12 protein-coding genes and 2 pseudogenes are annotated in these 15,466 nt (G+C 67.6%); 9 read left to right on the forward strand and 5 right to left on the reverse strand.

What is annotated here, in order from left to right:
- Positions 1-158 precede the first annotated feature (158 nt).
- Positions 159-991: pseudogene (locus R2D22_RS00095) on the reverse strand (IS5 family transposase).
- The gene (locus R2D22_RS00100; RefSeq protein WP_318099951.1) at positions 973-3,204 is read right to left on the reverse strand and encodes a hypothetical protein; all 2,232 of its coding nucleotides are present in this window, start codon (positions 3,202-3,204) and stop codon (positions 973-975) included. Before R2D22_RS00100 ends, R2D22_RS00095 begins: the two are co-directional and overlap by 19 nt.
- Before the next feature lie 207 nt (positions 3,205-3,411).
- Between R2D22_RS00100 and R2D22_RS00105 the strand changes: the two genes are divergently transcribed.
- A complete protein-coding gene (locus R2D22_RS00105; protein ID WP_318099953.1) occupies positions 3,412-4,467 on the forward strand; it encodes a hypothetical protein in 1,056 nt (351 codons plus the stop codon).
- 294 nt (positions 4,468-4,761) lie between these two features.
- Positions 4,762-7,323: a DEAD/DEAH box helicase gene (locus R2D22_RS00110; RefSeq protein WP_318099955.1), complete on the forward strand. Its 2,562-nt coding sequence runs from the start codon at positions 4,762-4,764 to the stop codon at positions 7,321-7,323.
- Here R2D22_RS00110 and R2D22_RS00115 read toward each other — a convergent pair.
- Positions 7,238-7,423: pseudogene (locus R2D22_RS00115) on the reverse strand (SpoIIE family protein phosphatase); the annotation flags it as partial. The gene R2D22_RS00110 and the pseudogene R2D22_RS00115 overlap by 86 nt on opposite strands.
- Before the next feature lie 533 nt (positions 7,424-7,956).
- On the opposite strand from R2D22_RS00115, the gene R2D22_RS00120 reads away from it, so the two are divergent.
- From R2D22_RS00120 to R2D22_RS00145, 6 genes are all read left to right on the forward strand, one after another.
- Positions 7,957-8,100: a hypothetical protein gene (locus R2D22_RS00120; RefSeq protein WP_318099957.1), complete on the forward strand. Its 144-nt coding sequence runs from the start codon at positions 7,957-7,959 to the stop codon at positions 8,098-8,100.
- A 340-nt stretch (positions 8,101-8,440) separates the two neighbouring features.
- The gene (locus R2D22_RS00125; protein ID WP_318099959.1) at positions 8,441-8,623 is read left to right on the forward strand and encodes a hypothetical protein; all 183 of its coding nucleotides are present in this window, start codon (positions 8,441-8,443) and stop codon (positions 8,621-8,623) included.
- A 159-nt stretch (positions 8,624-8,782) separates the two neighbouring features.
- Entirely contained in the window at positions 8,783-10,096 is a 1,314-nt protein-coding gene (locus tag R2D22_RS00130; RefSeq protein ID WP_318099961.1) for an MFS transporter, read from the forward strand.
- Between the two features lie 80 nt (positions 10,097-10,176).
- Complete coding sequence (locus R2D22_RS00135; RefSeq protein ID WP_318099963.1) at positions 10,177-10,809, forward strand: RNA polymerase sigma factor; 633 nt, start codon at positions 10,177-10,179, stop codon at positions 10,807-10,809.
- On the forward strand, positions 10,806-11,873 hold the full coding sequence (locus tag R2D22_RS00140; RefSeq protein ID WP_318099965.1) for a CU044_5270 family protein: 1,068 nt from the start codon (positions 10,806-10,808) through the stop codon (positions 11,871-11,873). The genes R2D22_RS00135 and R2D22_RS00140 overlap by 4 nt, the downstream gene beginning before the upstream one ends.
- Positions 11,874-12,480: 607 nt before the next feature.
- Positions 12,481-13,557: a hypothetical protein gene (locus tag R2D22_RS00145; RefSeq protein WP_318099966.1), complete on the forward strand. Its 1,077-nt coding sequence runs from the start codon at positions 12,481-12,483 to the stop codon at positions 13,555-13,557.
- Here R2D22_RS00145 and R2D22_RS00150 read toward each other — a convergent pair.
- On the reverse strand, positions 13,523-13,762 hold the full coding sequence (locus R2D22_RS00150) for a hypothetical protein (protein ID WP_318099967.1): 240 nt from the start codon (positions 13,760-13,762) through the stop codon (positions 13,523-13,525). The genes R2D22_RS00145 and R2D22_RS00150 overlap by 35 nt on opposite strands.
- Before the next feature lie 155 nt (positions 13,763-13,917).
- Positions 13,918-14,073: a hypothetical protein gene (locus R2D22_RS00155; RefSeq protein ID WP_318099968.1), complete on the reverse strand. Its 156-nt coding sequence runs from the start codon at positions 14,071-14,073 to the stop codon at positions 13,918-13,920.
- Positions 14,074-14,405: 332 nt separating this feature from the next.
- Between R2D22_RS00155 and R2D22_RS00160 the strand changes: the two genes are divergently transcribed.
- Positions 14,406-14,936 (forward strand): hypothetical protein, encoded by a 531-nt coding sequence (locus R2D22_RS00160; protein WP_318099969.1) that lies wholly within the window; start codon positions 14,406-14,408, stop codon positions 14,934-14,936.
- The last annotated feature ends 530 nt before the right edge of the window (positions 14,937-15,466 follow it).

The raw sequence follows: 15,466 nt of genomic DNA on the forward strand, positions 1-15,466 counted from the left end.
CAGCGCACTGTGAAGCTACCGGTTATGAAAGGAAGGTTGCGAGCAGGTCGTCACGGGATGAGAGGGGTCAGTTTCGGTGACGTCCCAAGACCTGTCAGGAGGCTGACCTTGGGCACGGGCTTGTCCGCCTCGCGGCGTCCTAGGGCCTGTCCGCAATGTCAGCTAGGGAGCCATAGTCGCAGGCAGGCGAGGGTGACCAGGGCTTTGTAGTGGCGGGCTCGTTTGTCGTAGCGGGTGGCGAGGGCCTTGTTCTGCTTGAGCCGGTTGAAACAGCGTTCGACGACGTTGCGGCGCCGGTAGACCTCGCGGTCGAGACGGCACAGGCTCTCGCCTCGCCGGAGGCATCCGTTGATCTGGTCGACGCGTTCGGGGATGGTGCAGGCGATACCGCGTCTGCGCAGGTAGGAGCGGATCTTGCGGGATGAGTAGCCCTTGTCGCCGACCACCCGTAGCGGTCGGGTGCGGGGCCGGCCGGGCCCGTATCGCTTGATGTGGATGCGGGCCATGACCGGTTCGAACTGCGTTCAGTCGTTGACGTTCCCGCCGGTGATCGTGAAGGCGAGCGGCCGGCCCTGTCCGTCGCAGGCAAGGTGGATCTTTGTGCTCAGTCCGCCGCGGGACCGGCCGAGTGCTTCGCCGGTCCAGGGCCCCCTTTTCGGGCCCCGGCGGCGTGCTGATGGGCCCGCACGATGGTCGAGTCGACGCAAACGATCGACCAGTCGACCTCGCCGATCGCGTCCGAGTGCTGCTGGACGTGGGCCAGGAGCCGGTCCCAGGTTCCGTCCGCTGACCAGCGGCGGAACCGTTCGTAGACGGTCTTCCACGGCCCGTACCGCTCGGGCAGGTCCCGCCAGGCCGCACCCGTGGACAGCTTCCACAGGATTCCGTTGAGGACCTGCCGCCGGTCCCGCACCGGACGACCCATCCGGGGCGGAGCCAGCAACGGCCCGATCACTTCCCAGGCCTGATCAGTCAGTTCATGACGTCGCACCACGAACGGAGTAACGACCGATCGACATTGCGGACACGCCCTAGAACCTCATCCCTTACAGCATCCACAGTCGTCTGCGCCCACTGCTCCTGCACCGTGGCCAGGACCAGGCCGGCCGCACCGGCCAGGGCACACCCCTGAAGAAGCTTGGCGGCCTCATCCTTCCTCTTTCTGTGGGTGTTTGCGAGCGAGTCGTTCTTCTTGGCCTCCCCCAGCCACAGTTCCTGGGCGGTGGCGAGCGCGAAGTCCATCTCGACACAAGGGTTGCCGTCCACAAGGAGCTCGAACTCCTCGCAGACCAGTGCCTGACGCGCCCAGTGCTCGCTGCGGAGGAACCGTGTGGCCAGAAGGGGGACGTCCCCGTCGTTCTCCACGAGTTCCAGGACTGCCGGATGCAGGTCGTAGAACCATTGAGGCTCTGGTGCCGCAGGTCTCCACCGGTCAGATGTCAGCTGGTTGGTCCCCCCGCAACGCCGGCACAGGTAGCTCTGGCTGATCTCCGACAGAGGATAGAACTCGAGGATCGGGCAGTGGCCGCAGCCCAGGATCAGCCCGCGGCGCAGTACGCCTTGGGACGTCCACTGATCCACCTGCTCTCGCCGCGCCGTCGGCTCCCATCCATGGTCATCGAGGCCGGCGATGGCCTCCCAGGACAGCACCGTTGCCGACTTGAGCTTCCACCAGCTGCCCACCGGGCAGCCCCCGGGGACGGCTGGAGACATGAACATGCGCAGCAGGGCCCACCCAGGGCTGGCGGCAAGTTCTTCCAGCGCTGTTCTGGAACCAAGGAGGCGTTCGGTGATGGCTGCCCGCTTCCCTGCTGGACTCGGGCGGACGTCTGCACCTTGGGCAGATGCGGTGACGTTCAGCGTGCTCTTGATACCTGGCCAAGCCAGCCGTGGGGAGGCGAGGGAACCTGCCAGGGAAGCCCCGCTGGGGACAAAGTCGAAACGGTGCGACCAGTAGGTGACTCCTCCGTCCGCGGCTCGAGCAAAGGTCTCCCACGGGTTCTGCCCTGTGGCAATCACGGCGTGCGAACCCAGTACAGGAAGCGGCGGCACGGGGTGGCTGGGGGCGGTAAGGGTGACCTGCCAGCGGTGCCTGTCGGGATCCAGACCGTTCGGGACTTCTGCGGCCAGCGAGAGAGAGGCCTGAAGGGTGCCATCAGGTTCCCTGGTGACGGGTAGTGAACGCGGTTGGTCCCAGCTGTCCTTCAGGACCACCATCAACGGGTGGTCGATGTCGATGGCGTCAGGGTGCACTGCTTTGAAGGGACGTTCTTCCTCCTCCGGTGGAATCGACCTGAAGGAGCGCTTGTGCCACCTCTCCTCGGTCTGCTGCCGAGTCTCCTCAACGGTCAGCGACGCACTCGTCACCAGCACGTGCTTACGCGGCGAGAACAACCACATGTCGTACAGGCCAGGCTCAGCCCACGGAATCCACGTCGCCACGCCACGGATCTGGCGCAGTACTTCAGCAAGGGCAAAGTCCTCCGGGCGGTCCCCCAGAACCACAACGGGCTCCCGTCGCTGGAACGCTCTTGAGACCGAGACGCACAGCGCCGCCTCATGCGAGCGGGCGGGGCAAGAATCCCCAAGTGCACCTGGATGCAGCTGCGAGAGCAGAGGCGACTCATTGCCGCGGGCGGCGACCTCCTGCCACTGGCCGGCCGTGATCTGGCCTTCCGCTTCGGATTCACCGATACCCACGTGCATCGCATAGGCGAGGGCTTCCACCGTGGTCACCAGACGCCGAGGGACACCGACGACCGTTGCCTTCGTGACCGCAGACAGTGGCGTGAGGTCGTGCACGTCGGCGTCGAACAGGTGGCTGCTCTGCACATGCTCGTCGCGCCTGTTCGTACCACACAGCTCACGCAGTTCGTCGGCTGCTGCCTCGGCCTCCTGAACGATGGGCGCGTTCCACGGTTCCTTACGCAGCATCTCCTCGAACTGCTCGCCAGCAGCCTCGGTTGCTCGACCAGCTATCAGCCCATTGATGGTGCCCGGCCGCACCCCGTCGGCCGTAGCCCACGACGGCACGTAGGCGAGCACGTGATCAGGATTGAAACGCGTCAAGCAACGCTCCACAGCCGGGTGCGTGACGGCGGCAGACGGGATGACCACGATGCCGCTGCACCCCCACACCCTGGACAGCCGTGCCAGACCCGCCGCGGCCCAAGCCGCCCAGTTGTCATCATCGTGCGGGGCCACCAGGACCACTCTGGGCGGCCTGGCCGCGTAGGACAGAGGCAGAAAGGCAAACGACTACTCAGACACCCACCCAGTGTCTCTCATCCAAGGTCTGCTACTGGTGCTTCCACGGTTCCCGCTCCCTCCCCCACCCCAAGCACACACAACCTGACCCAGAGCACGATCAAGCGGCTCCTCTTCGCAACCACGCACCCGCAACGCCTATTCTTGATCATCTATGAACGCTGTCCGGCCGCTGGTGAAGCAGAAAGGCAGGCGAGGAGTGCCAGCCGAGGATCCGGCAAAACGATCGATAGGCAGAACGTCATCAACACCGACCTACGCAAAGCTCTTGTCCGCGGACGTGAGGCCGTCGATGAGACCACCCGCTTCTGGCTCACCGTCAACGGGCGATGGGACGAGGAAGCCGCTACCGCTCGACTATGCGAGCAATCCGCGCCGTACCTCCAGCCCATCACCTTCAACAGGGCTCAGGAGGCTCGTATCGGTGCGGACTGGCTGTGGTGGTTCATCGACCGCGGGAGTGGGACTTGCTTCGGCATGCTGTGCCAGGCCAAGAACCTGAAGAAGGATGGCCCCCGCTGGAAGATAGGCTTTGACCAGACCAACAAGACCGGCGCCCAGATTAAACTGCTCGCGCGGGCCGCCGAGAGCCTTCAAGTTCCGGCCGCATACATCCTGTATTGCGGAGACGAGGAATACAGAGACGGGCTCGCGTGCCGCGCCCATTCAACGTTCGAATGTGCCACTTGTGCCCGCGCTGGCGTCTCTGTGCTCAGCGCGCTCGGCGCCCAGTACCTCTGCAACAGCTACTCAACCGACACCAACGCGTGTGCCATAGCAGCCTTCCAACGATCTCAACCCCTGGAAGATCTGGTTGCACCGGAGACACCCGACGGTGCCCTGTGGGACATGAACTTCCATGAGTGTGTCGGCACCCTGCAGGCGTTCCTCAGCGAGCCTCAGTACGGAGCAGCACGCGTTGCGAAACAACTCTTCGACCAGCTCTCATCCCTGCGCGGGACTCAGTTCGGCCGTGTACCCCCAAGGGTGGAGCTCTCCACACTCCCCCGGAACGATTGCGTCCACCCCCTCCTGCCGTCAGACCGAGGACACCTTCCTCGCCCCTACTTCCGAGACGTCCTTCAAGGGCTACGCAAAGCGGTACCCGCGTACGTACACGACGCAGAAGCTGGCCGCCTCGATCGCCTCCCTGCCAAGGTCACCAACACCGTCAGCAGCATCCTCGTCACCTACCTCTGATCACGCTAGCCACCCGGCCCACGACGCCCCCGACGGCCGCTACTTGTACCTCGCGTCGCAGCAAACCCGACATCGAGATGCGATCCCTTCGGAGTCTCGGGATGGATGCGCACTGCTCAGCAACTCACGGACCTCCAGGTCACAAGAATCGGGTCCAGAGTCAGTGAACGCACTCGACGGACATTGGACTGGCCACAAGCCTGCGCCTGCAGCGACCTCTTATCTCACTCAATCTACGAAACCACACCTCCGCAGCTTCAATGGCTGCCGCCAACAATCGAGAACCCAGAGCAGATGTTCGGGGTTCAGCTCAGGGAACACCAGGTCGACCAGAAGTCAGCGTTTCGTAAATGGGTGGGATTTCCTGCAAGATCACCTGTGCCTCCGGAAGGGGCGCGGGGCACAATCGTGTCCGCGACCGGATCCGGTAAGACCATCACCGCGGCGTCCTGTGCGCTTGAGTGTTTCCGGAACGGCCGGATCCTCGTGATGGTGCCGACCCTGGACCTGCTCGTGCAGACCGCCCAGGCATGGCGTCTGGTGGGTCACCGGGCCCCGATGGTCGCGGTGTGCTCGCTCGAGAACGACCCCGTGCTCAACCAGCTCGGGGTGCGCAGCACTACCAATCCCATCCAGCTCGCCCTGTGGGCCGGATCCGGCCCGGTGGTCGTGCTCGCCACGTACGCCTCTCTCGTGGACCGCGAGGACATCGACGCACCGGAGTGCGGGCCGCTGGAGGCCGCTCTGGCAGGCGGGGAGCGCCTGTACAGCCAGCGGATGGGCGGCTTTTCGCTCGCTATCGTGGACGAAGCCCACTCAACCGCAGGCGATCTAGGTCGGCCATGGGCGGCGATCCACGACAACCAGCGGATCCCCGCCGACTTCCGGCTCTACCTCACCGCGACCCCGCGCATCCTCGCCGCTCCCCGCCCGCAGAGGGGGACGGACGGCCGGGAAGCGGAGATTGCGACCATGGCCGACGACCCGAACGGGACCTACGGCGCGTGGATCGCGGAGCTCGGCCTGAGCGAGGCGATCGAACGGGAAATCCTCGCAGGCTTCGAGATCGACGTGCTGGAGATCCGCGACCCCTCCCCCGTCCTCGGGGAGTCCGCAGAGGCGCAGCGGGGCCGGCGCCTGGCGCTCCTGCAGACCGCACTTTTGGAGCACGCCGCGGCGTACAACCTGCGTACGGTCATGACGTTCCACCAGAAGGTCGAGGAAGCCGCGGCGTTCGCGGAGAAGCTCCCGGAGACCGCTGCCGCGCTGTACGTCAACGACGCCTCGGACGAGGACCTGGCGAAGGCGGAGAAGCTGCCCGCGTCGTCGATCAACGCGGAATTCTACGAGCTGGAAGCCGGCCGCCACGTCCCGCCGGACCGCGTGTGGTCGGCATGGCTGTGCGGCGACCACCTCGTCACCGAGCGACGCGAGATCCTGCGCCAGTTCGCAAACGGCATCAACGCCGCCGGGCGGCGCGTGCACCGGGCGTTCCTCGCCAGCGTGCGCGTCCTCGGGGAGGGCGTCGACATCACCGGCGAGCGGGGTGTGGAGGCCGTGTGCTTCGCCGACACCCGCGGCTCCCAGGTCGAGATCGTGCAGAACATCGGCCGGGCGCTCCGCCTCAACCGCGACGGCAGCACGAAGGTGGCCAGGATCATCGTGCCGGTGTTCCTGGAGCCGGGCGAGGACCCCGAGGACATGGTCGCCTCCGCCAGCTTCAAGCCCCTCGTCGCCGTACTCCAGGGCCTGCGCTCGCATGACGAGCGCCTGGTCGAGCAGCTCGCCTCCCGCGCACTCACCCTCAGCTCGTGCGAGAAGAAGACGCACGTCCTGCGCGACGAGGACGGGCGGATCATCAGCGCCGGCGCGGGTGACGGCGAGGGGCAGGAGCACGACGAGGGCACCGACGCCACTGCCGAGTCGGCTCTGCTGCACTTCTCCTCTCCCCGGGACGCGGCGACCATCGCGGCGTTCCTGCGTACGCGGGTGTACCGGCCGGAATCGCTGGTGTGGCTGGAGGGCTACCAGGCCCTCATCCGCTGGCGGAAGGAGAACGAGATCACCGGCCTCCACGCCGTCCCCTACGACGTAGAGGTCCAGGTCGGAGCGACGAAGGCATTTCCGCTTGAGCGATGGGTGCATCAGCAGCGCAAGGCCCTGCGAGCCGGGGAGCTCGAGGACCGGCGCAAGACGCTCCTGGACGCGCCCGAGGCCGGCATGGTATGGGAGCCAGGTGAGGAGGCATGGGAGAACAAGCTCGCCGCGCTCCGGTCCTACCGGCAGGCCATGGGGCACCTCGCGCCGCGTCAGGACGCCCTGTGGGGCGAGGGCAAGGCGATGGTGCCCATCGGACAGCACATGGCCAACCTCCGCCGGAAGGGCGGCTTGGGCAAGGGCGCGGAGCGGGCCGCCGTACGCGCGCAGCAGATCGCCGAGATCGACCCCGACTGGAACTGCCCATGGCCGCTCGACTGGCAACGCCACTACCGCGTGCTCGCCGATCTAGTCGACGCCGACGGCGTCCTGCCCTACATCGCTCCGGGCGTCGTCTTCGACGGCGACGACGTCGGCAAGTGGCTCCAGCAGCAGAAGCAGCCTGCTACCTGGGCGCGGCTGTCGCCTGAGCAGCAGGAGCGGCTGACCGTGCTGGGCGTGCAGCCCAATCAGGCATCCTCAACCGCCCCTGTCTCCTCGACCAGTCGCGGGGCGAAGGGACCGAGCAAAGCGCAGCAGGCGTTCCACAGGGGTCTGGCAGCGCTTACGCAGTGTCGGCGGCGTACGCGCGCAGCACGATCCGGAGCTGCCCCATCACGGCTGCCGCGTGCGTGTCGTGGCCCTGGACGTCGCCGATGACGGCGCCGACCCGGCCGCCCGGGAGCGGGATGATGTCGTACCAGTCGCCGCCGATGTCCCGGCCGAGCCGGGCGGAGCGGTACCGGACGGCTATGTGCGCGCTGTATCTGGGATGCGGGTTGGAACCAACACCACCCGCAGGACAACATCACCAGGTGGCTGCAGTCGCTGCAAGGACACGCCGCGGCAGCTGTTGCCTCGGTCCTTCGCGCACACCCGGACTCTGCCTGCCACTTCAGCGAACTGGCTGAGAGCAGGGCGACCGACCCACTCATCCGCCACGCGGTTCGTGGCCGTTGATCACGGTTGCCCGGATGCTGCGTTCCGGCCGGCCCGCAGGGGCCACTCTCTGCCCCAGCCCAGTGCCGATACGCCCGAACGACACGGGAGTCGACCGCGGCGCCTCCGCCCCGCCTGATCGCACGCGCCCCAACAGCCCCGCAGTCGATCTTCCGACGCCGGCCCAGGGAGGAGGGCTCCCACGGCACAGGGGCACCTCCCTCTTCCAGGGGCGGTCTGGGTGTTCGGTCGGGCGGGGCCTCGGGGCGAGAGCGGAATCACGAACGCAAGAGGCGCAAGCGGGCCGGCCCGGCGCGACCAGGGAAGCAGGGGTCCGCACCTGCCGAGTTCGACGTGCACGTCGAGAAGAAGACCTTCTCCGTCCTGCCGGTGATCGGCTCACAGAACGGTGCTGCCGGGAACCTCCTGAGCGGCTTCTACAACGCCAACCGGATCATCGACGGCCAGGAGGACGGCTTCATCGTCAAGATCAACTGACTGTCCGCCCTGCGGCCGGCGCCGCAACCCGGCGCCGGCCGCGTGCGTGTCAGCCCTTCGGCCAGAAGTCGACCACGTACTTTTCCACCCCGTGGGCATCACCTTCGGCCTGCGTCACCCGGACTACCCCCGGCCAGAGCCGTGCACCCGACACGCAACCGCCACCACCCCGGCATGCCCAGCCGGATCAGATGGTCCGAACGGCCCAGATTCATCATCCACACCGCGACAACTCCGCTGGTCGTGACGAAGTCGACCTCGCCCTGCTCATCCCACTCACCCCTCACAGGATCCGGGGCCCGGAGCCCCAGACCCTGACCGTCACTGCCACGGTGTGCGTGTGGCCGGCGAACTCGCCGACTGCGCCCACCGACTCCTCGCCACCGCGACGGATCCATACCGCCGAGTGAACGCGCTCAACTGCCTCGAGGCCCGGGGCTGCGACATCTCAGGCTTGGAAACCGAGCAGGACCGCCGTCTGCGCACCGAACTGAACACCATCAGCGACGAACCGCCGTTCTGAGCGCGGCAGGGAACCTCCGGTCAGCAACTGCCGGACGAACTCCCACTCGGCGGCCAACAGTTCATGGCGACGTATCACGACACTGTGATCCACCACGCAAGCGTTTGAAGACACCGCCTAGGCTGGCCGGAGTTCCTGTGCCGACAGTCAAGGTGTGATGTGCCGAACCGCAGCGAAGTCCCGCAGACGTCGGCGCGGCCGGAGGGGCGAACCCTCTGGCGGAACAGGAACTTCAACGTCTTCTGGCTGGGGCAGAGCCTCTCCGTGCTCGGCGGGTCGATCTCCCTCCTCGCCCTGCCCCTGCTCGTCCTGGAGGCGACCGACTCCCTCGTGCAGATGGGCGCGATCACGGCGGTCGCGGGGGCCGCCGGCATCGTGACGGGCACGTTCGCGGGCTACGTGGTGGACCACACGGACCGCCGCAGAACCATGATCGTCTGCGACCTGGTGCGCGCCGTCGCCCTCTGCGCCCTGCCGTGGATCTGGGCCGCCGGGCAGCAGGTGTGGCTGCTGTACGTGCTGATGGCGGTCGTCGCGGGTCTGACGACGGTGTTCGACGTCGGCTACGTGACAGCCGTGGCCGACCTGGTCGACACCCGGGACCTGACGGTGGCCAACTCCCGCCTCCTGGGCACGTTCGCGGTCGGCTCGATCCTCGGTCCGATCCTGGCCGGGTTGATCACCGCCGCAGTGGGCGCCGCCTGGGCGCTCGCGATCGACGGTGCGAGCTTCCTGGTGTCCGCCGCGAGCCTCTGCTTCGTGACGTTCTCGCCCCGCGAGACCCCGGGCAAGCCGGGACCGGACGGAACCCCCGGGCAGGGCGGGGCCGCGGGCCTGCTCCGGGAGATGTTCGCGGTGGGCCTGCGCTTCATCTGGAGCCACCCGGCGCTGCGGACCCTGACCGTGCTCCTCACCCTGCTGACGTTCCTGACGCTCGGCGCCACAGATCTCCTCATCTACCGGGTGCGGCACGACCTGGGGCAGGACGAGGCCGTACTCGGCTCCGTCGTCGCCGTCAGCGGCTTGGGCGCGATCGCCGCGGCCGTACTGGCCGATCTCCTGCGCCGCCGCCTCGGCTTCGGCACCTGCTGGCTGGGCGCGGTCCTGATGATCGGCCTGTCGGTGACGGTGATCGGCAACAGCCGCAGCGTCCCCGTGATCGCGCTCGCGGCCGCGACGTTCGTGTTCGGCACGACCCTGGGCGGCGTGTGTTCGATGACCCTGCGTCAGCAGGTGACCCCGGACCACCTCCTCGGCCGCGTCACCTCCGCCTTCTGGACGGTCCACATGGCCTCGGGCCCGATCGGCGCGGCCGTCCTCACCGTCGCGGCCTCCCACTACGGCGTGCCGGCCGTCGCCGTGGGGGGCGGCCTGTTCTGCCTCGCCATCTTCACCCTCGGCCTCCTCAGCCCCCTCCGCACCCGCCGCCCGGAGTCGCTCCCCCTGCGCGCCGGCCGCGACACCCGACGCTGACTCCGAAGCGCTTGCCGAGACCGCTGTGGTGTGCGTCACGTTCGGGGAACCGGCTCCGGCCGGCCGGACAGTCCGGAGATATGGAGATGAGTGTGCGTGCCCGAATACGGGCGGGAGACGCCGATACGTTCGGGTCCCTCTTCGACGACTACGCGCGGGCGGTCAACAACCACGCCTTCCGGTTGACCGGAGACTGGTCCGTGGCCGAGGACGTGCTGTCGCTGACGTTCCTTGAAGCCTGGAGGCTACGGAAGTCGGTGGATCCGGACGGCGGGTCCCTGAGGCCGTGGCTGCTCGGGATCGCCACCAACGTGGCGCGGAACACCCGCCGGGCCGCCCGGCGACACGAGGCGGCCATGAACCGGCTGCCGCGCGAGGAGGTCTTCCCCGACTTCGCCGACGAACTGGTCGGCAGGATCGACGACGCCGAGCGGGTGGTGGCGCTGCGCGCGGCGCTCTCCCGGCTGCGGCGCCCCGAGCGCGAGGTGGTCGCCCTCTGCGTCTGGGCGGGCCTGGACTACGCGGCCGCGGCCAAGGCACTGGACATCCCGGTGGGGACCGTCCGGTCGCGCCTGTCCCGCGCCCGCAAGAAGCTCCACAAGTACGCCGGAGCCGGCCTCTCGTCGTTCGGCGGGAACCCGGATCCGGGCCGCGGACAGACAGATGGTGACCGCGGTCCTGCGGTCCGGCCCACCCAGGAGGAAGCCCGATGAGTTCCACCCCGTCCCGGCCCACCCCGGCTGAACGCGAGGAGATGGCCCGGCTGTTGCCGGTCCCGCCCGAGCGGGAGCGGCCCGGCCGCCACCACCAGGCCCTCAAGGACCAGCTGCTGCGCGAGTTCCGGCAGGACGCCACTCCCCCGGCCGCCGCCAAGCCCCGCTGCGGGGTCCGCCGCCTCACGATCGCCGCCGTCCCGCTGGCCGCGGGCGCCCTGGCCGTCACGCTGGCGACGAGCGGTCTGCTCGACCGGGAGCCCGGCGCCGACCCGAACGCCGCAGTGGCTCCCGGCTCGGGCGGCAGCGCGCCGCAGGCGACGCCGGCCGCGGTACTTCTGGACCGCATCGCCACCGTCGCCGCGTCCAAGCCCGCGCCCGCCGTCCGTGACGACCAGTACGTCTACGTCGCCAGCACGGTCGCCTGGTCCAGCCAGAGCGACGTCGACCCCGTCATGCGTCTGGACACGCCCCACAGCCGGAAGATCTGGCTCTCGGTCGACGGAAGCCGCCCCGGCCTGCTCCACGAGAAGGGCAAGGAGATCCCGCTGGCCGGCGACCTGGACAAGAGCGGCCGGCCCGTCTCCGACAAACCCCTCGGCAACCCCGCTCCCACCCTCAACAACCCCACCTACCGCTACCTCGAGTCGCTGCCCACCGACCCCGAAACACTCCTGAAGAAGATCTACGACGAGACGAAGGGCTCCGGACCGGGGCCGGACCAGCAGGCGTTCGTGACCATCGGCGACCTGCTGCGCGAGCAGCTGGCCCCGCCGAAGGTCAGCGCCGCCTTGTACAAGGCGGCGGCCCGGATCCCCGGCGTCACCGTCGTCGACGACGCGGTCGACGCGGCCGGCCGCCACGGCGTCGCTGTCGCCCGCGTCCACGCCGGCGAGCGCACCGAGTGGATCTTCGACAGGAACACCCTGGAGTTCCTCGGCGAGCGGGGCGTCATGGTCGAGGACACCGAGTGGGCCAAGTCCGGCCAGGTCACCGCGACCACCGCCGTCCTGACCCGTGGCATCACGAACAAGCCCGGCGAGGCCCCGGGCCACACCGGCTGACCCTCAAGGCCTCGGCCTGACTTCGATCGGGCCGAGGCTCTCATTCCATTGCCCAGCGGACAGCCGTGTCGCGATGATCCATCTCACGCCGGTGGGACCGAGGCACTGCCGCTGATGGGCGCGGGCGGGCTGTTCCAGCAGCTGACTGGCTTCGCCCAGGGCGGGGACGCTTTCGTCGACACGGCCCTTGCGCCAGAGAATCATGCCTTGGACGGCCAGCGCGTCATCGATCCGTTCGCGCTCCTCGCGTCCCTTTGCCGTCGCCCCGCCACTTGCGTTCGAGCTCGTCCTGCGCCCCGTCCAGGGCACGTGTCGGGACCGGGAGCCAGCCGATCGCAACAGCCACGGGCAGCCCGCACGTCGCGGATGACACTGCTGGCCTTGCTCACACCATAGATCGCACCGACGGGCCTCCAGGCACGGCGTTCGCCCAGGACCTCGCCTCAGTCCTCAGCAGCTTCAGCGCGCCTCCGGCCTGAGCCTGCGCGCCCTCGGCCCCCGTACCGACCTCTCCCCCAGCTTGAGGCGCGACTGTCTGGTGAAGCCGTCGCGACATGTCGCGAACATGGCGACAATGTTGGGGCCGATGACACACGGGGGGTAGCGAGTGGACCAGAATGACTTGGCGGCAATGGCTACGCAGGCCCTGTTCTCCGTCCTGGGGGGCGCGGCCAACACGGCGGCATCCCAGCTCACGCAAGACAGGTTGAACCGCTCCGCTCGCGGCCGTGCGGCTCTGGACGGCTTGAGCTCCTCTCCCGACGATCCCGCCGCCCAACGTGATGTCCAAGCAGCCCTTGCCGACGAAATCAGCAGCGACTCTGAGTTCGCTGACCGGCTCACTGTACTTCTTCACGCACCTGCACAGCAGACCACCGGAAGCGTGGTCATCACAGGCAGTCGTGTACGGCACAGCCAGATAGCGCTGGGCCCTTTGACGATCAACAACACACCCGGCGCGCGGGGCGCCCTCGCCTTCGCGGCCGCACTGCTGATCGTCCTGATCGCGCTCGGTGTGTACGGGGGCGTACGACTGATCAACACTGACGACGCGCCGAAGACCCAGTCCACAACCCAGCACGACGCAAGCGATTCCAGACTTGCGAGAGCAGCGGTCCTGTCAGCGGAGGACCTGAAGCTCGCGGCGCTTGAGGAATCAGATCTACCGCCGGACGTCACTCCTACGCCACCGTGGAACGAGCTGAAGATCACGGACCCGAAGGCCAACCCGGCCGCATGCCAACCAATAGTGGATCTTTACAGTGCCCAACCCCGGCGCCCGCGACACGCCCGCTTGGAAGGCGCCCTGCGCGACACACGTGGCGGTGACTACTACGGATACCGGGTCTACCTCGACTCCTACGCCAGCACGGATGAAGCAAGCGGCGTACTCAAGGATCTCCGCAACACGCTGGAAGCTTGCACGTCGAACTTCTCGATCGACGGAAGCTGGGAGTTCCAACCGGTCAGCAAGGCACTTGATCCGGAAGTCGGCGATGAATCACTCGCCTTCGGGGAAGAGTCGGACACCAAGTACAACGTGGTGCGCGTCGGGACGGTACTCATCGTTCTCACCAGTTCGGAGCAGAAGACGTATGAAGGGGAGGGCAAGATCGATCCGACCATCCTGAACGCGCAGGTAACCAAGGTCAAAAGGGCCATCGCGCAAGTCGGCAAGGACTGACCAGGCGGTCCCGGTACGCGGTGTACGCGAAGGCCGGGCAGGCGCACCGGATCTTCGAGGTGTGCACCGAGTGCTTGGTCGTGCCGTTGAGGACGGATGACAACCAGCCCCGCAGCTTCACGGCGGCGTCGCCGACCATCAGTCCGGCCGGATCCTGGGGCGCGTGCGGCGTGCAGTGGTTCACCTCCGGCGATGCGGTCCGCACGCCCTGACCCCGCAGCGCCCGGTCCGTCGGCGGAGTGTCGACGGACGGGGCGGGCCCGTCAGGTGCTTGGCGCGAGGTAATTCGGTACCCCCATGGCGAGGCCGGGCGACCCCGATGAACGTCACCCACTGTCTGGCCCGGGGGTGGACGGGTTCTTAGCCGGCGATCGTGGCGTACTGATAGTTGGTCTGGCCGTTCTCGTCCCCGTAGTGCTGCCGACCGACCATGGCCTCGGACGGGCCAGCATTGGAGTAACTGTTGCTCTCTCGCTGACCCGGGGTCCAGTGGTGGCCGTCAGTTCCAGGCTTCATCCCTCCACGCTCAGCGACGCGGTCGCGAACCTGGTGCAACCGTTCTCGTCACCGGTGTGCTGCCGAACGACCAGGACCTCGTTGGACGGAGCCCTGAAGTGGGAGTCGTTCTCACCCTGAGAGGCACTCCACTTGGGCTCGCTCACACTGACCACCTGCCCGTCGATCATGATGAGGCTGCAGGGAGTCGTTGGGACCGCCGTCGCGTGTCCCACCAATCAGGTTCTGCTTGCACGGGCGCAGCGGTTGCCGGGTCAGGATCGTTGTCGGCGTCCGTGGCCTGCCCGCCGAGCGGCTGGCGAAGTGGTGGCCCGGTGCGTCATCGTGATCGTGTGACCGATCGCGACCCTGACGGTGAGCCGAAAGCCGTTGCCACCCCCGCGCTGTTGAGCGCTCTGGCGTCCTATCGGACGGCGCGGCGAGAGTTGTTGGAAACCATCGGGCTCGGCCAATCGAACCGGGACCCCCTGGCCGAGGTCGCCGAGCATCTGGTCTTGGCTCTTTGGGGAGGCCGGCTCGCCGAATCCCGCGTGCAGGCGAACTACGACTTGGTCGCAACCGACGGCACGTTTGTCCAGGTCAAGTACCTCTCCAACCCTCTCGATTGTTGGCCGAACGAGCACTGTGTGCGGAGCATCTTCGGCGTCGACTGGTACACGCTCGTGGTTTACGAGGCATTCGACGTGAGGGGTGTTCTGGCGTTCCCGCCCGACCTGACGGAGATCTGTACCGCCCTGGGCAAGCGTCACCCCGGCCAGTCAACCTCTCTACAGTTCACCCGGAGGAACTGGCGGGCGATCCGGGACGACGCTGAAGGCTACCGGCAGTTGGGCATGCGCATTTGGCTGCCTCCCTTCCGATAGGCCGGTGTTTCATCGTCGAACCAGATCAAGGTTCGCTGTCACCAAACACCGAAACCCGCGCATGTTGGCGCGTCGGAGCACCCTCATGCACGGGTGGACGGGGCAATGGCGGCGCTGGTCTCTGGGGTGACATGCATGGCCGTGGGAAACCGCTCCCGGCCGGTGCTGCTGGCGGCGGATGGTTGCTGCCGGGGCCCCAACCACTGTACGGATCCTTCTCGCCCTTCAAGCGGTTGCTGCGCGCGGTGGACCGCGATCAAAGTGTCCTGGTCGTTGGCGTGCACCGCAGGCCAGGCCGGGTCCGGGCGGAGGCGCGACGTGGCAGGGAGCGTCCTCCAAGTACGAGATGGTCGTAGCCGGAGGTGGTGTCAGGGGGAGGGGTTACGGTACGTCGCTGTGGACGCTGTTGATCTTGACTATCGGGCCCGGACGCAGTCTGGTTGCATCCCGCCGCTTCTGGCCTCCCGGCTTCTCGAACTCGGCCAAGCCGAGATGGTGGAGTTTGAGGCCGGCCATGGGGAGTGGTTCTG

Source organism: Streptomyces sp. HUAS YS2, from assembly GCF_033343995.1.
GTDB lineage: Bacteria > Actinomycetota > Actinomycetes > Streptomycetales > Streptomycetaceae > Streptomyces > Streptomyces solicathayae.

Bases quoted from the DNA above. Each gene is read 5' to 3' on its own strand.
- R2D22_RS00155 (WP_318099968.1), bottom strand. From the start codon at position 14,073: ATGAAGCCTGGAACTGACGGCCACCACTGGACCCCGGGTCAGCGAGAG.
- R2D22_RS00140 (WP_318099965.1), top strand. From the start codon at position 10,806: ATGAGTTCCACCCCGTCCCGGCCCACCCCGGCTGAACGCGAGGAGATG.
- R2D22_RS00110 (WP_318099955.1), top strand. From the start codon at position 4,762: ATGTTCGGGGTTCAGCTCAGGGAACACCAGGTCGACCAGAAGTCAGCG.
- R2D22_RS00135 (WP_318099963.1), top strand. From the start codon at position 10,177: ATGGAGATGAGTGTGCGTGCCCGAATACGGGCGGGAGACGCCGATACG.